Source organism: Microbacterium sp. P2_F9 (assembly GCF_056403635.1).
The window spans coordinates 22,473-41,945 of the sequence record NZ_JBFUFC010000008.1; the positions used below are offsets into that span (position 1 = coordinate 22,473).

Here is a 19,473-nt window from a genome sequence, read left to right on the forward strand (position 1 = left end):
GACGTCGCCTGGCGGAGTTGTGACACGCATCACTCCCCCTCCGCGTTGCAGTATGTTTCGCCGCGGTCACCCGGGCCGGACGATCGCGGGCCGCCGAGGGATCCCGATCCGGCCCTCGCTCGGTAGGCTCGTCGGCATGGCCACCAAGAGCACCCGCAGCACCGCTGTCGAAGAAGACGACTACGACCTGTCGAGCAAGTCCACGCTCTGGGGCTTCCTCGTCGGCATCATCGTCGTCGCGTTCATCGCCGTCCCGCTGTCGGCCGCCTTCTCGTTCGCGACGCACCCGGGCACGCAGCAGCTCTTCGGCGGTCGGCTGGAGAACGCCACGCAGGGCGGCTACGTCGCCTTCTGGTGGATCGTGACGATCTTCCTGCTCGCCATCCCCTTCCTCGCCGGCTTCGCCGTGGCGAAGCTGTCGGGCCGCACGCTCGCGATCGTCGGCGCCATCGTCGCCGTATTCGTCATCGCGATCATGGTGCTGGGGCAGATCTTCGTCTTCTGAGCCCGCCCGGCGGCTCGGAAGTGCCGTCACGCCCCTCGGCGTCAGACGGTCGCGGGTGCGCCCACCGTGATGCGGTCGGCCCTCGAGTAGACGTTCATCGACGCTCCGCGGACGAATCCGGCGAGCGTGAGACCGGATGCCTCGGCCAGTTCGACCGCGAGCGATGAGGGTGCCGACACCGCGGTGAGCATCGGGATGCCGGCCATTACGGCCTTCTGCACGAGTTCGAAGCTCGCGCGTCCAGAGACCTGGAGCACCACTCCGCGCAGCGGCAGCCGGTCGCTCAGCACCGCCCAGCCGATCACCTTATCGACGGCGTTGTGGCGGCCGACATCCTCGCGCGCCACGAGGAGCTCCCCCGTGGCGGCGTCGAACAGCGCGGCCCCGTGAAGGCCGCCGGTCGTATCGAACACGGTCTGCTCCGCCCGCAGCCGTTCCGGCAGCTCCACGACGGCCGCGGCATCCATCGTCACGTCGTCGGCGGCGACGTCGTAGGCCGACACCGTCTCGACCGCGTCGATCGACGCCTTGCCGCACAGGCCGCAGGAGCTGGTCGTGTAGAAAGTGCGGGTGAGGTCGGGGTCGGGGGCTTTCACGCCGGGCGCGAGCGACACGTCGAGCACGTTGTAGGTGTTGCCCCCCGACGCGCCATCGGCCGAATGGAGCAGGTCGCCGCGGCCGACCGGGCTGAGCAGCCCGCCGGTGCCGGGCCCGCCGCAGTGGATCGCCGAGCGGAACTCGTCGCCGCGCGAGATGACGCCCTCCGACACGAGGAATCCGGCGGCGAGTTCGACGTCATGCCCGGGGGTGCGCATCGTGATGGCGAGCGGTGTGCCGCCGACCCGGATCTCGAGGGGCTCTTCGACCGCGAGCGTGTCGGGGCGACGGGTGGATTCACCGCCGATCGTGATCTTCACGATCGGTCGCCGTGTCGTGATCCGTCCCATGGACTCAGGGTAGCCCGCGGCAGGCTCGCCGCGGCGGGGGCTCAGCCGCCGATCGCGTTCATTCCCCGGGCGGGCTGGAGGAAGCCGGGGTCGTTGATCGCGTGACCGGGAAGCTTGCGGCGCACGCAGGAGCGCAGCATCCGATCGATCCCGGCATCGATCGCTTCGAGAGGCTCAGCGACCGGCGGGCGCAGCACCGGGAGAAGGTCGAACTCGGTGGTGGAGAAGAGGCAGTTGCGCAGCTGGCCGTCGGCGGTGAGTCGCAGCCGGTCGCAGTYGCCGCAGAACGGTGCGGTGACCGATGCGATGACGCCCACCTTGTGCGGTCCGCCGTCGAGGGTCCAGCGCTCCGCCGGAGCGCCGCCCCTTCCCGGCACCGGGGTGAGCGTCCACCGCGTCGACAGCGTGTCGAGGATCTCGTCGCGGGTGACCATCCGCGCGCGATCCCAGGTGTGGCCCGCGTCGAGCGGCATCTGCTCGATGAAGCGCAGCTCAGCGTCGTGGTCGAGGGCGAACTGCACGAGATCGATCAGCTCGTCGTCGTTCACATCGCGCATCGCGACCGTGTTGAGCTTGAGTGGGCGGAGTCCGGATGCCGCGGCCGCGGCGATCCCGGCGAGCACATCGTCGAGCCGATCCCGGCGGGTGAGGTCGCGGAAGCGATCGCGGCGCAGCGTGTCGAGCGAGATGTTGAGCCGGCCCAGGCCCGCCTCGACGAGTCCGGGCAGGAGTTCGGACAGGCGGATCCCGTTGGTCGTCATCGCGAGCTCGACCGCCTCGCCGTCGGGCCCGGTGATCGCGGCGAGCCTGCGGACGACATCAACGATGTCGGCGCGCAGCAGCGGTTCGCCGCCGGTGAGCCGGAAGGTCGTGACGCCCGCCGCAGCGGCGACCCGCGCGATCTGTTCGATCTCGTCGACGGTCAGGATGCTCGAGCGGGCGAGCCACTCGTTCCCCTGCTCGGGCATGCAGTACGTGCAGCGCAGCGAGCAGCGGTCGGTGAGCGAGACGCGGAGGTCGCGGTGGACGCGCCCGAAGGTGTCGACGAGCGGGCCGCAGGCCGCGGCATCCGAAGCGTCCTCGAGGGCAGCCGTGCGCCTCGTGCCGATCAGCACGGGCACCGCGCTCATGTTCGCTCCTGACTGCCCATGCTTCGAGGGTAATCCCGCGTTCAGGTCACTGCGCACGTTCCCCTTTTCCACGGCCATGCGTCTGGAAGGCTGGGAGATTCCTGGATAGGTTGGCCGCAGATTCCTGTTTGCGACGTGGAGGCCTCATGGACTGGCTCGATCCGCTGCTGCTCGCCCGCTGGCAGTTCGGCCTGACAACGCTCTACCACTTCATCTTCGTGCCGCTCACGCTGGGCATGTCTATCTCGGTCGCGATCTTCCAGACCGCTTGGTACCGCACCGGCAACCTCAAGTGGCTGCACCTCACGCGGTTCTTCGGGAAGATCTTCCTGATCAACTTCGCGATGGGCGTCGTCACCGGCATCGTGCAGGAGTTCCAGTTCGGCATGAACTGGTCGGCGTACAGCCGGTTCGTCGGCGACATCTTCGGTGCCCCGCTCGCCTTCGAGGGCCTCATGGCCTTCTTCTTCGAGGCGACCTTCATCGGGCTGTGGATCTTCGGGTGGGACAAGCTGCCCAGGGGCCTGCACCTCGCGACGATCTGGATCGCCTCGATCGGCGCTTGGATCAGCGCCTACTTCATCCTCGCCGCGAACGCGTTCATGCAGAATCCGGTCGGCTACCAGCTGGCCGAGGACGGCCATCGCGCCGAACTGGTCGACTTCGTCGCCGTCCTCACCAATCGCGTCGCACTGGCGGCGCTTCCGCACACGCTGTTCGCCGCGATGATGTTCTCCGCCGGGGTCATCATCTCGGTGTCGGCGTGGCAGCTGTCGCGCAAGCTCAACGTCGTCATGATGCGCTCATCGCTGCGATACGGGCTGTGGTTCATGATCGTGGCGTTCATCGGGGTCGTGCTCTCCGGCGACCAGCTCGGTCTGCAGATGGTGGCGACGCAGCCGATGAAGATGGCGTCGGCCGAGGCGCTGTACGACTCCGCCTGCGGAGCGGATGCCTCGTTCTCGATCTTCTCCATCGGCACACCGGACGGCTCGGAGGAGATCTGGTCGCTGCGCGTGCCCTATCTRCTCGCATTCCTCTCCACCCACACCCTCACCGGCTGCGTCGAGGGCATCAACGACCTGCAGGCCCTGTACACCGAGCAGTTCGGCTCCGGCGTGGACTACTCCCCGATCATCTGGATCACCTACTGGTCGTTCCGCTGGATGATCGGCTTCGGCGGACTGGCCGTGCTTGTCGCGATCGCGGGTCTCTGGTTCACCCGCAAGAAGGCCACCCGCGAGGTGCCGCAGTGGGCGTGGAAGCTCGCCGTGTGGTCGGCGCCCCTAGCCCTGTTCGCCACGCTGATCGGCTGGATCTTCACCGAGATGGGCCGGCAGCCCTGGATCGTCTTCAGTCTCATGTTCACCGAGGACGGGGTCTCGCCGAGCGTGCCGGGGTGGAACGTCCTGCTCTCGCTCGTCACCTTCACGGCTCTGTACGCCGTGCTCGCGGTGGTCGAGATCGGCCTCATCATCAAGACCGCCCGCACCGGCCCAGAACCCCTGCCCGGGCCGGGCGATCCCGATCCCTCCGAGCTCGCGCTCGAAGACACGCCGACCACGGTCTACTAGGAGGCCGCCATGGATCTCGCATACCTCTGGTTCTTCATCGTCGGCTTCCTCTTCGTCGGCTACTTCGTGCTCGACGGCTTCGACTTCGGCGTCGGGATGTCGCTCCCATTCCTCGGCAAGGACGACATCGGCCGCCGCCAGATCATCAACACGATCGGCCCGGTCTGGGACCTGAACGAGACGTGGCTCATCGTCGCCGGCGCGTGCCTGTTCGCCGCGTTCCCGGAGTGGTACGCGACGCTGTTCAGCGGCTTCTACCTCGCCTTGCTGCTGATCCTGCTCACGCTCATCATGCGCGGCGTCTCGTTCGAGTACCGCCACCAGCGCGACAGCCTGAAGTGGAAGTCGGGCTTCGACACGATGATCGTCGTCGGCTCCGCCGTGCCGGCGCTGCTGTGGGGCGTCGCGGTGGGCAACATCGTCCAGGGCGTGCCGATCGACGCGGACCACGAGTTCACCGGGTCGCTTCTCACTCTGCTGAACCCGTACGGGCTGTGGGTCGGGGTGACGACGCTCCTGCTGTTCTTCCTGCACGGCGTGTACTTCGTCGCCATCAAGACCGACGGCCAGGTGATGGAGGATGCGCGCAAGCTTGCCTGGCGTGCCGCCATTCCGACCGTCATCTTCGCCGCCGGCTGCGTCGTCTGGACGATCGCCATCGCGGCCGGCCGTGAGGCCCCCCTGCTGTGGCTGACGATCACGTGCGGTGTCGTCGCGGCGGTCGCGCTGATCGGCTCGATCCTGGCGAACATGCGCAAGCGCGAGGTCTGGGCGTTCGCTGCCGGAGCGGTGACGATCATCTTCGCCGTGCTGACGCTCTGGACCGCGCTCTTCCCGTTCGTCATGCCGTCGACGACGGATGTCGCGAACAGCCTGACGATCGAGAATGCGTCGAGCACCCACTACACGCTGACGATCATGTCCTGGGCCGCGCTCGTCTTCCTCCCGCTCGTGCTCGCCTACCAGGCGTGGACGTACTGGATCTTCCGCAAGCGCGTCTCCCGGACCCGCATCGAGCGGGCCGTCGCCGCCGCCGCGCACTGACCCCTCCCTGATCCTGGAATAGGGTCGAGACAGCATGAGTGAGCAGGAAGCCGGGGCAGCGCGGCGCACGCCTCCGGTCGATCCGCGGCTGCTGAAGCACGCCAGCGCATCGCGTGGATTCTTCGTCGCGATCGCGGCGATCAGCGTCGGGCAGACCGCGGCCATCGTCGCGTTCGCGTGGTTGCTCACCCGGGCGATCGTCGGGGCGATCGACGGGATGCCGGTGGCCGAACTGGGCGTGACGCTCGGCGCGCTCGCCTTCGTGGTCGCCGTCCGCGCGGTCCTGGTGTGGGCACGCGAGGCTGTCGCCTCCCGCGCCGCGGCGAAGGTGGAGGCGCAGCTGCGCACGCACCTCGTCGACGCAGTCGGCAAGCTCGGTCCGCGCTGGCTCGCCACCCGCAGCACCGCTCAGCTCGCGGTCACCGCGGGCCGGGGACTCGCCGCGCTCGACCCGTACTTCGGGCGCTACCTGCCGCAGCTCGTGCAGACCGTCGTCGCGACACCCGTCATCCTGCTCGTGATGTGGTCGCAGGACTGGATCTCCGGGCTCACGGTGCTGCTCACCCTCCCCCTCATCCCGGTGTTCATGGTGCTCATCGGCATGGCGACGCGCGGTGTGCAGCAGCGCCAGTGGCGCACGCTGAACCAGCTCGCCACCCGCTTCGCGGACACGGTGCAGGGTCTGTCGACGCTCAAGGTGTTCGGGCGTCAGCATCGGGCCGCGGCATCCATCCAGTCCGTCACCGAGCGCTATCGCGTCGAGACGATGAAGGTGCTGCGGGTCTCGTTCCTCTCCGGGTTCGCCCTCGAGTTCCTCGCGAGCATCTCGGTGGCGATCATCGCGGTGTCGATCGGCTTCCGGCTGCTCGACGGCTCGCTCGCGCTGACGGTGGGGCTGTTCGTCCTGCTGCTCGCGCCGGAGGCCTACCTGCCGCTGCGGCAGGTCGGGGTGCAGTTCCATGCGGCCGCCGAGGGCGTGGCCRCGACCGAGGACGTGTTCGTCGTGCTCGACGCGGCACGGGCCGCTTCGTGGCCGTCAAGCGGCACAGCCCGGGAACCGACGACTCCGATCGCGGCGATGCCGTTGCTCGTGCTCGCGGATGTTCGGGTGCAGCGCGGCGGTCGCGCCCTGCCGACCGTCGACCTGACCGCCGCGCCCGGGACCATCCTGCTGATCGAGGGACCGAGCGGCTCGGGCAAGTCGAGCCTGCTCGCGGCCCTGCGCGGGGCGGCCGAGTTCGATGGATTCGCAACGTGGCAGGGCCAGGACGTACGCGACCTCCCCACGGCGACCTGGCTCGCCTGGGCCGGCCAGCAGCCCGGACTCGTCGCCGGCCGCATCCGCGACAATGTCGCCCTCGGCGACGCCGAACCCGAGGCCGCCACGGTCGCGCGCGCCCTCGACCTCGCGTGCGCGGGCGACCTCGACCCCGACGCCGAGCTCGGCGTACAGGGTGCCGGGCTCTCCGGCGGTCAAGCGCAGCGGGTTGCGGTGGCGCGTGCGTTCTATCGGCATCTCCGGGGCGTCGGGCCCGTGATCGCCCTGGACGAGCCCAGCTCCGCCCTCGACCCCACGACCGAGACCCGGCTGTGGCGCAGTGTCCGCGCCCTGGCCGACGACGGTRCCCTCGTCCTCGTCGTCTCGCACCGCACGAGTGCGCGCGAGTTCGCCGACACGGTCGTGCGGCTCGAGCCGAGCGAGGTGGTGGTGTGAGCAGCCTCGAGACACGGGTGCCGGATGCCGCGGCATCCGTCTCCTCCTCCCCCTCGGCGATCCTGCGCGGCGCGATGCCGTCGTGGCGCCGCTTCGCGCTCGGAGCCGGGTCCGCCTTCCTCTCCGAGGCATCGGCGGTCGCGCTCCTCGCGGTGAGCGCCTGGCTCATCTTGCGCGCGAGCGACCAGGTGCCGGTGCTCTACATCTCGATCGCCGTCGTCGGGGTGCGGTTCTTCGCGATCTCGCGCGCGGTCTTCCGCTACACCGACCGGCTGGCGAGCCACGATGCCGCCCTGCGGCAGCTCGCCACCACCCGCACGTCGCTCGTGCGCCGCCTGATCCCGCTCGCGCCCGACGGGCTTTCGCGGACGCGCCGCGGCTCGGTGCTCGGCGCCCTCGTCGACGATGTCGACGACCTGCAGAACCTGCCGCTCCGGGTGGTGCAGCCACTTCTCGCCTCGGCCCTGGTGTCGGTCGGCGCCGTCATCCTCGTCGCGGTGGTGTGGTGGCCGGCCGCGCTGACCCTGCTCGCCTGCCTGCTGGTGGCCGGGGCGGCGTCGCTGGTCTGGGGCTGGGTGTCGGGGTCGAAGGCCGAGCGCGCGATCGCGCCGCTGCGCGCCCAGCTCGCCGATGCCATCACCGACCACCTCGGCAGCCTCGAGGTGCTGATCGCGTGCGGCGCCGAGGCGGCGAGCCAGGCACGGGTGCGCTCGGCCGATCAGGCACTGCGCCGCGCGGTGACGCGCCKAGCGGGCGCACAGGCCGGCACGACCGCGGTCGTCTCCCTCCTCGCAGGGGTCGCTTCCGTGCTCGCCCTCCTCGTAGCGGCGCCGGGCATCGCGGCGGGGACGCTGACCGGACCCGCGCTCGCGGTGGTCGTCCTCGTGCCGATGGCCGTGTTCGAGGTCTTCGCCGCGGTGCCGATGGCCGCCTCGGCGTGGCGGCAGGTGCGGGCCTCCGCCGAGCGCATCTCGGACTCCCTCCCCGCCGAGCTGCCTCCCGGCCTGGTGCCCGAGTCCATCGCTGCGGAGGGAGTCGGCCCCGACCTCGGCGAGGGGCTGCGCCTGCGGAATGTCTCGGCGCAGTGGCCGACGGCCGGCGGCGACGCGCTCGACGGCGTCGACCTCGACGTGCGCCCGGGCGAACGGCTCCTCGTGGTGGGATCCAGCGGCGCGGGCAAGACGACCCTCGCGCACGTCCTGGTGCGCTTCCTCGACAGCGCCGGCGACTACACGATCGGCGGGCGCTCCGCCCACGATCTGGCCGGCGACGACCTCCGGCGCACGGTCGGCCTGTGCGAGCAGCATCCGATGCTCTTCGACGAGGACATCCGCCAGAACCTCCTCTTCGCGAAGGAGGACGCGACGGATGCCGAGCTCGAGGCTGCCCTGGACCGCGTCGGTCTCGGCACGTGGCTGCACGACCGGGGCGGACTCAGCGCTCGGGTCGGCGAGCGCGGCGCGCTGGTGTCGGGCGGTCAGGCACAGCGGATCGCGCTCGCGCGGGCGCTGCTGCGCGGTTTTCCGGTGCTCGTGCTCGACGAGCCGACGGCGGGCGTCGACCCGGAGGCATCCGATGCCCTGCTCACCGACCTGCTCACCGCGGTGGGGCCCGACCAGGCCGTGATCCTGATCTCGCACGTCGAGGTGCCCGCAGGCCTCGTCGACCGGACGGTGCGGCTCGAGGCGGGACGAGTGCAGTGACCGCAGCCGCACGCGCGACGAACCAGGTCGCCGAAGCGCGATAATCGAGGGGTGCCTCGCCGCGTCGACGAATTTCGCGGGCTCACTCAACTGAGCCGTCTTAAGCTGCTGCGCGCCATCCAGGTGTCACCGGACAGCACTCTTCATGAGCTCGTCGACGAGACCGGACTGCACGCGAACACGGTGCGCGAGCACCTGCAGATCCTCGAGGACGAGGGGCTCATCGCGTCCACCACGGTGCATCGCGGAACCCGCGGGCGCCCTCCCGTCATCTACCGCGCCGTCGCCGCACCGGCCGAGAGCGCTGCCGCCCAACGCCGCATCCGCCTGTCGCTCGAGCACGGCGACCTGCTGCGTCGGGTCGCACCCGAGCTCGATCACACCGCGGAGCTCGGCGAAGCCGCTGTGCACCAGCTCGACGCCCTCTACGAGCACCTCGAAGACGCCGGACTCCAGCCCGACATCGACGACCGGTCGCTGAGCGTGGGCCTCATCCCGTGCCCGTACCACACGGTCGTCGACGAGGAGCAGGACCTCGTCTGCCACGTGCACGAGCAGCTCATCGCAGACGTGCTCGCCCAGGTGCCGGGGCCCGTGCGGATGCGTGAGGTGCGACCGTTCACGACCCCGCACTCCTGCGCCGTCCTGCTCGAACTGCGCACCGCGCTGCCGCAGTCCGAACCGGTCTGAGCGCGACCTACTTCAGCGCGGCCGCAGCCTTCTGCGCGCGGGCGTCGCGGAGCATTCCCGCGACCACGAGCGCGATCGCACCGACGAGCACGAGCAGCCACAGCCCCAGCGCGTACGAGTTCGTCTCGGCGTTGTACGTCGCCCCCATGACGAGCGGAGGAAAGTACCCGCCGAGGCCCCCCGCCGCAGCCACCACGCCGGTCACGGCGCCGACCTTCTCGGGCGGCGTCGAAGGCCCGACCCAAGCGAAGACGGCACCCATCCCGAGGCCCATCGCCGCAGCCATCAGCAGGAACGCCACGCCCGTCAGCACCCCTTCGGGCGGCTCCTGCCCGACGATGTAGGCGCACGACACGATGCCGGCCAGCGAGATGAGCGAGATCACCTTCGGTCCGAGCTTGTCGGCCAGGACCCCGCCGATCGGCCGCGCGATGACCGCAGCCGTCGCGAACATCGCGGTGCGGGTGCCCGCACCCACGGCATCCACATCGTTCGGATAGATGGTCGTCAAGTACTTCGGGAGGAAGGTGGAGAACGCGACGAATCCCCCGAACACGATGGCGTAGAGGAACGACATCTGCCATGTCACGGGGAGCTTGAGCGCGCCCTTCACCTTCGGGACGAGCGGCTGGGTATTCGGAATCCACACCGGCGACTCACGAAGAGTGAACCAGGTCAGCCCTGCGGCGACCACCATGATCCCCGCGACGAGCAGGTGCGTCTGCAGGTAGCCGATGCTCAGGGCCAGCCGCGGTGTGAAGAAGGCCGAGACCGCCGTGCCGATCATGCCCATGCCGAAGACGCCCGTGGCGAATCCACGCCGCTCCGCCGTGAACCAGGCGCTGGAGAACGGGATGCCGACGGCGAAGATCGTACCGGCGATGCCGAGGAGGAAACCGCCCACGAGCAGCAGCGGGTAACTCCGGATGCTGCCGGCCAGTGCGACGAGCAGGACGGCGGGCACGGCGGCGAGCAGGACGAACGTGAACATCTTGCGCCCGCCGAAGCGATCGGCGTAGGCGCCGACGACGATGCGACCGAGTGCGCCGACGAGCACCGGCGTCGCGAGCATGATCGAGATCTGCACTTGGTCCAGGCCCATCTCGCTCGCGTAGATCCCCTGCAGCGGTGCGATCATCATCCACGCCCAGAACCCGACAGTCGAGGCGAGGGTCGCGATGAGTACTTGAGGGAACCCGCCGCGCAGGTCGATCGACGGCGGGGCTGCGATCGCGGCCATGGTCACTCCAATCGTTGAGAGTGAACGTACTCACTCTCGGCCGCTCCTCTGCTTCTTTCGCCGGGTTTATTGCGAATCCCCCCGCGACCGGGCACTCTGCTCAATAAACACGGCGTTCCCCTGCACGGTTCCGCACTCACTCGGAGGATGCTGAGCGCAATCGCAATCCTGGGAGGGCACGACATGACCCCCGACATCCGCACGACGCCGGCCACCGATGGGCCACTCGCGGATGCGCTCCTCTCGATGGGGCGCTTCCTCCGTCGGGGCGAGACATCGCCCGACCTGCGCTCCGTCTTCCTCGAAGGCGGCCGCTCCGGCGATGTGTTCTACCGCGACCGCTGGTCGCACGACAAGGTGGTGCGCTCCACCCACGGCGTGAATTGCACGGGGTCGTGCTCGTGGAAGGTCTACGTCAAGGACGGGATCATCACGTGGGAGACGCAGCAGACCGACTACCCGTCGGTCGGCCCCGACTCCCCCGAATACGAACCGCGCGGCTGCCCTCGGGGCGCCGCGTTCAGCTGGTACACCTACTCGCCGACGCGCGTGCGCTACCCCTACATCCGCGACACGCTCGCCGCCCTCTACCGCGAGGCGAAGCAGCGCCACGGCGACCCTGTCGCGGCCTGGGCGTCGATCGTCGACGACCCCGAGGCATCCGCCGCGTACAAGAGCGCACGCGGCAAGGGCGGCCTCGTCCGCACGACCTGGGACGAGGCGCTCGAGATCATCGCGGCCGCACACGTGCACACGGTCAAGACCTACGGACCCGACCGGGTGGCCGGCTTCTCGCCGATCCCGGCCATGTCGATGGTCTCGCACGGCGCCGGCGCGCGGTTCCTGAACCTCCTCGGCGGCACGATCCTGTCGTTCTACGACTGGTACGCCGACCTGCCGGTGGCGAGCCCGCAGGTGTTCGGCGACCAGACGGACGTTCCCGAGTCGGCCGACTGGTGGAACGCGGGCTACCTCATCATGTGGGGCTCGAACGTCCCGGTGACGCGCACGCCCGACGCGCACTTCATGGCCGAGGCGCGCTACCGCGGGCAGAAGGTCATCACGGTCTCGCCCGACTACACCGACAACACGAAGTTCGCCGACGAGTGGGTCGCGCCCCACCCCGGCACCGACGGGGCACTGGCGCTCGCGATGGGTCATGTCATCCTCACCGAGCACTACGTGCACAAGCGCACGCCGCGCTTCGAGGACTACATGCGGCGCTTCACGGACTCGCCGTTCCTGGTCTCGCTCGAGCCGCATCAGGGCGGACTCGTGCCGGGCAAGTTCGTCACAGCGAGCGATCTGGGCGGAACGGATGCCGCGGCCCCGCGCGCCGAGTTCAAGCCCGTGCTGCTCGACGCCGACGGCACGCCAGTCGTGCCGAACGGGTCGCTGGGCCACCGCTTCACGCCCGAGGACGAGGGCAAGTGGAACCTCGACCTCGGCGATGTCGTCCCCCCGCTCTCGGTCGCCGACGTCGCCGACGGCACCGGGTCGACCGCCGAGGTGATGCTGCCGCGCTTCGACCTCGCCCCCGAGGCCGGCGGCGAGCACGCCGGTGGATCGGGCGTCGTCGTGCGCGGCGTGCCAACCCGCATCGTCGCCGGCAAGCTCGTCACGACGGTCTTCGACCTGCTCCTCGCTCAGTACGGTGTAGTCCGCGAAGGCCTGCCGGGAACATGGCCGACCGGCTATGACGACCCCACCAGCCCCGGAACCCCGGCCTGGCAGGAGGAGCTTACTTCGGTGCCCGCGGTGCAGGCCACCCGGATCGCACGCGAGTTCGCCGACAACGCCGACCGCTCCGGCGGGCGCTCGATGATCCTCATGGGCGCCGGGACGAACCACTGGTTCCACTCCGACACGATCTACCGCACCTTCCTCGCCCTCACGACGATGACCGGCTGCCAGGGAATCAACGGCGGCGGCTGGGCCCACTACGTCGGCCAGGAGAAGGTCCGCCCGATCACCGGCTACTCGCAGTACGCGACCGCGGGCGACTGGAACCGGCCACCCCGGCAGATGATCGGCACCGCCTTCTGGTACCTCGCCACCGACCAGTGGCGCTACGACGGACTGCCGGCAGACCAGCTGGCATCGCCGCTCGCGCGCGGCGCATTCGCCGATCGCACGACCGCCGACTGCCTCGTCGACTCGGTCAAGCGCGGGTGGATGCCGAGCTATCCGACGTTCTCGCGCAATCCGCTCGACCTGTGCGACGAAGCCGAGGCGCTCGGCAAGGAGCCTTCCCAGCAYGTCGTCGACTCGCTGACCGACGGATCCCTGCACTATGCGGTCGAGGATCCCGATGCTCCGGAGAACTTCCCCCGCATCGTCACGGTCTGGCGCGCGAACATCCTCGGATCGTCCGGCAAGGGCAACGAGTACTTCCTCAAGCACCTCCTCGGCACCGACTCGGCGATTCGCGCGGGCGAGGCCGAGGAGGGATCCCGTCCCCGGGACATCCGCTGGCGCGACGACGCGCCGAACGGCAAGCTCGACCTGCTGCTGACGGCGGATTTCCGGATGACGAGCACGACGCTCTTCAGCGACATTGTGCTGCCCGCCGCGACGTGGTACGAGAAGCACGACCTTTCGTCGACGGACATGCATCCGTTCATCCACGCCTTCAACCCGGCGATCGCGCCGCCCTGGCAGACCAGGACGGACTTCGACATGTTCGGCGACATCGCCCAGCGCTTCAGCGAGCTGGCGATCGGCCATCTCGGGGTGCGGCGCGACATCGTGGCCTCGCCCCTGCAGCACGACACGGCCGATGTCATGGCGACACCCCACGGCCGCGTCGTCGACGACCTGCCGCTCATCCCCGGCCAGACGATGGCGAAGCTCATCGTGGTGGAGCGCGACTACCCCAACCTCGCGGCCAAGTGGCGCGCGCTCGGTCCGCTCACCGCCAAGCTCGGTCTCACGACAAAGGGCATCACCTACTCGGCTGAGCCCGAGATCGAGCTGCTCGGCCGGACGAATGGGCTCGTCAAGTCCGGCCCCTACACCGGCTCGGTGCGCCTCGACACCGACAAGCGGGTGTGCGAGCTGATCCTCGCGCTGTCCGGCACGAGCAACGGCCGGCTCGCGGTGCAGGGCTTCCGCACACTCGAGAAGCGCACCGGGCAGAAGATGGCGCATCTCGCTGAAGAGCACGAGGGCTCGCGTATCACCTTCGCCGACGTGCAGGTGCAGCCACGCAGTGTCATCACGTCGCCGGAGTGGTCGGGATCGGAGCACGGCGGCCGCCGCTACACCGCGTTCGCGATCAACGTCGACCATCTCAAGCCCTGGCACACCCTCACCGGTCGTCAGCACTTCTTCCTCGATCACGACTGGATGGAAGACCTCGGCGAGAACCTGCCGATCTTCCGACCGCCCCTGGACATGCACCGCCTGTTCGACGATCCGAAGGTGGGTGCCACCAAGCGCGCCGACGGGCGCGGCTCGAACGGCCAGACCGAGGTCGCGGTGCRCTACCTCACGCCGCACTCGAAGTGGTCGATCCACTCCGAGTACCAGGACAACCTGTTCATGCTCTCGCTCTCGCGAGGCGGCCCCACGATCTGGATGAGCCCGCAGGATGCCGACAAGGTCGGCGTGCGCGACAACGACTGGATCGAGTCGTACAACCGCAACGGCGTCGTGGTCGCGCGGGCGATCGTGTCGCACCGGATGCCGGAGGGCACGGTGTTCATGTACCACGCGAAGGACCGCACCGTGGATGTGCCGATCGCCGAGACGAGCGGGCAGCGCGGCGGCATCCACAACTCCCTCACCCGGATCCTGCTCAAACCGAGCCACCTCATCGGGGGCTACGCCCAGCTCGCCTGGGCCTTCAACTACCTCGGTCCGACGGGGAACCAGCGCGACGAGATCACGACGATCCGCCGCCGCAGCCAGGAGGTCGAGTACTGATGAAGGTCATGGCTCAGATGTCGATGGTCATGAACCTCGACAAATGCATCGGGTGCCACACCTGCAGCGTGACGTGCAAGCAGGCGTGGACGAACCGCACCGGCGTCGAGTACGTCTGGTTCAACAACGTCGAGACCCGACCGGGCGTCGGCTACCCGCGCGGATATGAGGATCAGGAGAAGTGGGGCGGTGGCTGGGTGCGCACCAAGCGCGGTCGGCTCAAGCTGCGCAGCGGCGGTCGGCTCGCCAAGCTCGCGCGGATCTTCTCCAACCCCACGCTCCCCGAGATCCAGGACTATTACGAGCCCTGGACGTACGACTACGACATGCTGCTGAACGCGCCGAAGGGCGCCCAGGTGCCGGTGGCCCGCCCGAAGAGCCTGCTCACCGGCAAGGACATGAAGATCTCCTGGTCGGCGAATTGGGACGACGACCTGGGCGGCTCGATCGAGACGATGCAGGACGACCCCATCCTCAAGAAGATGAGCGAGAAGGTCGAGGCCGAGTTCTCGAAGGCCTTCATGTTCTATCTGCCGCGCATCTGCGAGCACTGCCTCAACCCCTCGTGCGTGGCATCCTGCCCCTCCGGCGCGATGTACAAGCGCGCCGAGGACGGGATCGTGCTCGTCGACCAGGACCAGTGCCGTGGCTGGCGCATGTGCGTCTCGGGCTGCCCGTACAAGAAGGTCTACTTCAACCACAAGACCGGCAAGGCCGAGAAGTGCACGATGTGCTACCCGCGCATCGAGGTGGGCCTGCCCACCGTCTGCTCCGAGACGTGCGTCGGCCGCCTGCGCTACCTCGGCCTGGTGCTGTACGACGCCGACCGCGTCGCCGACGCCGCGAAGGTGGAGGACGAGAAGGATCTGCTCGACGCGCAGCGCGACGTCCTTCTCGACCCGCACGACCCCGCCGTCATCGAGGCGGCCCGCCGTGACGGCATTCCGGAGGACTGGATCGACGCAGCCCAGCGCAGCCCGATCTGGAAGCTCATCCAGACCTACCGCGTCGCGCTGCCGCTGCACCCCGAGTACCGCACCATGCCGATGGTCTGGTACATCCCGCCGCTGTCGCCCGTCGTCGACGTCGTCACCGAGAGCGGCAACGACGGCGAAGACGCGCGCACGCTGTTCGCGGCGATCGACAAGCTGCGCATTCCGATCAGCTACCTGGCGGAGATGTTCACCGCCGGAGACATCGCCCCGGTCGATCGCGCCCTGCGCACGCTCGCGGCGATGCGCTCGTACATGCGCGGCGTGAGTATCGACGGCGAGCGCGACGAACGCATCGCCCGTGCCGTCGGGATGAGCGGCACCGAGATCGAGGAGATGTACCGGCTCCTCGCGATCGCGAAGTACGAAGACCGCTACGTGATCCCCACGGCGCACGCCGAACGGGCCCACGAACTCGAGGAGATGGCGTGCTCGCTCGACTACGAGGACGGACCCGGCATGGGCGGGGCAGGCCCGTTCGGCTCCTCCAGCGGGCCGAGCGTGCCGGTCGCGGTCGAGAACTTCCACGTGCTCGCCGATCGACAGACCGCCGACCGGCCGTCGACACCCGGCCGGGTCAACCTCCTCAACTGGGACGGCAATGGCACCGCCGACGGACTGTTCCCGCCGTCGGCCGGACCGACCCACACGACGTCCAAAGGCCGTCGCGCCGCGGGCGGCGGTGAGACGCAGCCATGAGCGCCGTCCTGCCACCCCGCGTAACGCCGCGCCGTCCGCTGCCGGACTCGCTCGACGCCCTGAAGCTCTCCGCCGCCGACCGCGCCCGCACCCATATGGTCGCTTCGCTGCTGCTGGACTACCCAGACGATGCGTGGTTCGGGCGCCTTCCCACGATTCGGGAACAGGCGCACGGACTTCCGGAAGCCATCCAGGGCGCGCTGGTGCGATTCATGGATGCCGCGACCTCCGCGGGTGTCACCGAATGGCAGCGCCGGTACGTGGTGACATTCGATCTGAAGCGCAAATGCAGTCTCTATCTCAGCTACTACGCGACCGGTGACACGCGGCGCCGGGGGGCGGCGCTGGTCACCTTCAAGGAGGCCTACCGCGCGGCAGGCTGGGAGTTCGACGCCCCGGAACTGCCGGACTATCTGCCTGCCGTGCTCGAGTTCTCGGCGGTGTCGGACTCACCGATCGCGTCGGCGCTCATTTCCGCACACCGCGAAGGCATCGAAGTGCTGCGGGCTGCACTCGAGGGCATCTCGAGCCCGTGGGCGGACATCGTCCGCGCTGTGACACTGTCGCTGCCGCCCATCGACGAGCGCACGCGTGAGCGCTTCCTCGCGCTCATCAACGAGGGGCCGCCGGTCGAGACGGTGGGATTGAGCTTCCTCGGGCATCTTCCCCCGTTCACCCCGCGGGGGGACTCGTGAACGCGCTGCCGATGATCCTCTGGGTCGCGATCCCGTACGCCGCCATCGCGGTGTTCGTCGTCGGGCATCTGTGGCGCTACCGCTACGACAAGTTCGGCTGGACGACCAGATCGAGTCAGGTCTACGAGAGCCGCCTGCTGCGGCTGGGCTCGCCGATGTTCCATCTCGGCATACTGATGGTGATCGCCGGGCACGTGGTGGGACTCCTCGTCCCCCGCGAATGGCTCTACGCCATCGGGATCTCAGAGGAGATGTACCACTGGGGAGCGACGGTGATGGGATCCTTCGCCGCCATCCTCACCCTTGCGGGCCTCGCGATCCTGATCTATCGACGCCGCACCGTAGGCCCGGTCTTCCTCGCGACGACCGTCATGGACAAGGTCATGTACGTCTTCCTCGGAGCGACGCTGCTCTTCGGAACGCTCGCGACGTTCGTCTACCAGGTGTTCGGTCCCGGGTTCCACTACCGCGAGACGATCTCGCCGTGGATCCGCAGCATCCTTTTCTTCCAACCCCAGCCGGAGCTCATGGCGGAGGTGCCGCTGCTCTTCCAGATCCACGTGCTCACCGCATTCGCGCTCTTCGCACTGTGGCCGTTCACGCGCCTGGTGCATGTCTTCTCGGCGCCGGTCGGGTACCTCTTCCGCCCGTACATCGTCTACCGCTCCCGTGACGAGCAGCGTGGCAGCAGGCCCAGCCGTCGAGGATGGGACCCCGTGAGCACCCCGGACTCGAAACGGCTGCGGCGCCCCTGATCCCTGACCGTTCCGGGCGCGTCATCCTCCTGACGCGCCCGGAACGCCCTGCGTCGCCTCGGCGTCGGCAGCGGCGGCGATCCGGTTCGCCATGCCGCGGAAGATGAACCCGTGGAACGGCAGCACCGCGAGCCAGTACAGGCGCCCGGACAGCCCCTGCGGGAAGAACACCGCGCGCTGGTCGTAGCGGGATCCGTCACCCTCCGCTGAGGCACGAAGCTCGAGCCAGGCGAGACCAGGCACCTTCATCTCKGCGCGCAGGCGCAGGAACGACCCTCGCTCGATCGCCTCGACGCGCCAGAAATCCAGGGCATCGCCGACCTCGAGCCGGGCTCGGCTGCGGCGACCTCGCGCCAGCCCGATACCGCCGACGAGTCGGTCCATCCATCCGCGGAGAGCCCAGAGCAGTGGGGATGAGTACCACCCGTTCTCGCCGCCGATCCCCTCGATCACGCGCCAGAGCTCGGCCGGGGGCGCGGGGGTGAACGCCGATCGGGCATCAACGAACACCGTCTTGCCCGCCCAGTCCGGGTCGCTGGGCAGTGGGTCGCTCGGCACGCCGAGCACCTCGGCATCCAGCCAGCTCGTCTCCACTGCGTCGTCCTGCTGCCGTCCGAGAGCCAGTGCCACCGAGCGCCGATAGGAGGTGAGTCCTTCCGCCGGCCGCGGGATGAGGACATCCACGTCGTGATCCTTCATCACGCACTCGTTCTGCAGCGACTCGACGAGCGGACGCGCGATCGCCCTCGGGATGGGCGTGACGAGGTTCACCCAGTGCGATGCGAGCCGGGGTGTGAGCACCGGCAGGGCCGCGATCGCCCGCTGCGGCAGCCCCGCCTCGAGCGCGTAGGCGTTCATCATCTGCCCGTACCGCAGCACGTCCGGACCGCCGATGTCGACGGCGCGATTGACGTCCGGGGCGATCCGCGCGGCGCCGAGCAGGTAATGCAGCACATCGCGCACCGCGATCGGCTGGATGCGATTGCGCACCCACTTCGGTGCCGGCATGTACGGCAGCACGTCGGTCAGATGCCGCACCATCTCGAACGAGGCCGAGCCCGAGCCGATGACGACGCCGGCCTGCAGGACGAGCGTCGGCACTCCCGATCTCAGGAAGACGTCACCCACTTCGACCCGGGACCGCAGGTGCGGTGACAGCAGGTCGCGGTCCGGGTGGAGTCCACCGAGGTACACGAGCCGACCGACGGATGCCTCGGCCGCCGCGTGCGCGACGGTCTCCGCGGCACGGCGATCAGCCTCTTCGAAGCCCTTGCCGGCTGACATGGAGTGGACGAGGTAGTAGACCAGGTCCGCCCCACTCACCGCTCGGCTCACCGGAAGGGGATCGGTGACATCTCCCGCGATCGCCTCGACCGCGCTCCCCCACGCGAAGGCGGAGACCCGCGAAACGTCGCGGGCGACGACGCGCACCCGATAGCCCGCGGCGATCAGCCGCGGGACGAGACGCCCGCCGATATAGCCCGTGCCGCCGAACACGACGGCTACCGGAGGGGTGCCGTCCGGTCGGGGCACAGCGGCGAGTTCGGGTTCGCGGCCGGTGGGAGCGGAGAGGTCATCCATCCTCGCAGGCTACGCGCGCGCCCCGGCGCCACGGCGGGGCTTGACGAGACCCCGAGGAAGACTCGCGCGCACTGGCTAGGCCGCCTGGGGTACGAGGATCCAGGGCGAGATGATGCCGAACGCGTCGGCGACAGCGCGGATCTCCTCAGGGCTGAGGCCTTCACCGAGTCCTCCGGCGGTGAGGTTCATGTGCTCGTATTTGGCGCCCGTCTCGGCGTACTCGATGCGGTCCACCGCGCGGGTGACCGAGAGGTCCGAGCGGGCCATCACCCCGTGC

General features: G+C 69.2%; 14 protein-coding genes and 1 pseudogene. 10 read left to right on the forward strand and 5 right to left on the reverse strand.

Annotation, left to right across the window (positions count from 1 at the left end; translation table 11 throughout):
- Positions 1 to 136: 136 nt before the first annotated feature.
- Entirely contained in the window at positions 137 to 505 is a 369-nt protein-coding gene (locus AC1DVT_RS01790; protein WP_477386006.1) for a hypothetical protein, read from the forward strand.
- A gap of 41 nt (positions 506 to 546) precedes the next feature.
- On the opposite strand, the gene fdhD is transcribed toward AC1DVT_RS01790, so the two are convergent.
- The gene (gene fdhD / locus AC1DVT_RS01795) at positions 547 to 1,452 is read right to left on the reverse strand and encodes a formate dehydrogenase accessory sulfurtransferase FdhD (protein WP_477386008.1); all 906 of its coding nucleotides are present in this window, start codon (positions 1,450 to 1,452) and stop codon (positions 547 to 549) included.
- Between the two features lie 41 nt (positions 1,453 to 1,493).
- A complete protein-coding gene (gene moaA / locus AC1DVT_RS01800) occupies positions 1,494 to 2,582 on the reverse strand; it encodes a GTP 3',8-cyclase MoaA (protein WP_477386010.1) in 1,089 nt (362 codons plus the stop codon).
- A gap of 146 nt (positions 2,583 to 2,728) precedes the next feature.
- Between moaA and AC1DVT_RS01805 the strand changes: the two genes are divergently transcribed.
- The 5 genes from AC1DVT_RS01805 (at position 2,729) to AC1DVT_RS01825 (ending at position 9,307) form a co-directional block, all read left to right on the forward strand.
- The gene (locus AC1DVT_RS01805) at positions 2,729 to 4,156 is read left to right on the forward strand and encodes a cytochrome ubiquinol oxidase subunit I (protein ID WP_477386012.1); all 1,428 of its coding nucleotides are present in this window, start codon (positions 2,729 to 2,731) and stop codon (positions 4,154 to 4,156) included.
- 9 nt (positions 4,157 to 4,165) lie between these two features.
- Positions 4,166 to 5,200, forward strand: a complete 1,035-nt coding sequence (gene cydB, locus AC1DVT_RS01810) for a cytochrome d ubiquinol oxidase subunit II (RefSeq protein ID WP_477386014.1) — start codon at positions 4,166 to 4,168, stop codon at positions 5,198 to 5,200.
- A gap of 34 nt (positions 5,201 to 5,234) precedes the next feature.
- Positions 5,235 to 6,914 (forward strand): thiol reductant ABC exporter subunit CydD, encoded by a 1,680-nt coding sequence (gene cydD / locus AC1DVT_RS01815; RefSeq protein ID WP_477386016.1) that lies wholly within the window; start codon positions 5,235 to 5,237, stop codon positions 6,912 to 6,914.
- Between the two features lie 74 nt (positions 6,915 to 6,988).
- Positions 6,989 to 8,617 (forward strand): thiol reductant ABC exporter subunit CydC, encoded by a 1,629-nt coding sequence (gene cydC, locus AC1DVT_RS01820; RefSeq protein ID WP_477386031.1) that lies wholly within the window; start codon positions 6,989 to 6,991, stop codon positions 8,615 to 8,617.
- Positions 8,618 to 8,668: 51 nt separating this feature from the next.
- On the forward strand, positions 8,669 to 9,307 hold the full coding sequence (locus tag AC1DVT_RS01825) for a winged helix-turn-helix transcriptional regulator (RefSeq protein ID WP_477386018.1): 639 nt from the start codon (positions 8,669 to 8,671) through the stop codon (positions 9,305 to 9,307).
- Between the two features lie 7 nt (positions 9,308 to 9,314).
- Here the strand turns inward: AC1DVT_RS01825 and AC1DVT_RS01830 are convergent, their stop codons facing one another.
- A complete protein-coding gene (locus tag AC1DVT_RS01830) occupies positions 9,315 to 10,547 on the reverse strand; it encodes an MFS transporter (RefSeq protein WP_477386020.1) in 1,233 nt (410 codons plus the stop codon).
- Between the two features lie 183 nt (positions 10,548 to 10,730).
- On the opposite strand from AC1DVT_RS01830, the gene AC1DVT_RS01835 reads away from it, so the two are divergent.
- Genes AC1DVT_RS01835 through narI form a run of 4 tightly spaced genes read left to right on the forward strand, consistent with a single transcriptional unit; the run spans position 10,731 to position 17,615 of the window.
- On the forward strand, positions 10,731 to 14,474 hold the full coding sequence (locus tag AC1DVT_RS01835) for a nitrate reductase subunit alpha (RefSeq protein WP_477386021.1): 3,744 nt from the start codon (positions 10,731 to 10,733) through the stop codon (positions 14,472 to 14,474).
- On the forward strand, positions 14,474 to 16,165 hold the full coding sequence (gene narH / locus AC1DVT_RS01840) for a nitrate reductase subunit beta (protein ID WP_477386023.1): 1,692 nt from the start codon (positions 14,474 to 14,476) through the stop codon (positions 16,163 to 16,165). Before AC1DVT_RS01835 ends, narH begins: the two co-directional genes overlap by 1 nt.
- Entirely contained in the window at positions 16,162 to 16,860 is a 699-nt protein-coding gene (narJ, locus tag AC1DVT_RS01845) for a nitrate reductase molybdenum cofactor assembly chaperone (protein WP_477386025.1), read from the forward strand. The genes narH and narJ overlap by 4 nt, the downstream gene beginning before the upstream one ends.
- Before the next feature lie 11 nt (positions 16,861 to 16,871).
- Entirely contained in the window at positions 16,872 to 17,615 is a 744-nt protein-coding gene (gene narI / locus AC1DVT_RS01850) for a respiratory nitrate reductase subunit gamma (RefSeq protein WP_477386033.1), read from the forward strand.
- Positions 17,616 to 17,636: 21 nt separating this feature from the next.
- Here narI and AC1DVT_RS01855 read toward each other — a convergent pair whose 3' ends face one another.
- Together AC1DVT_RS01855 and AC1DVT_RS01860 are read right to left on the reverse strand one after the other, a co-directional pair.
- Complete coding sequence (locus AC1DVT_RS01855) at positions 17,637 to 19,196, reverse strand: SDR family oxidoreductase (RefSeq protein WP_477386027.1); 1,560 nt, start codon at positions 19,194 to 19,196, stop codon at positions 17,637 to 17,639.
- 75 nt (positions 19,197 to 19,271) lie between these two features.
- Positions 19,272 to 19,473, reverse strand: a pseudogene (locus AC1DVT_RS01860) (class II aldolase/adducin family protein); the annotation flags it as partial.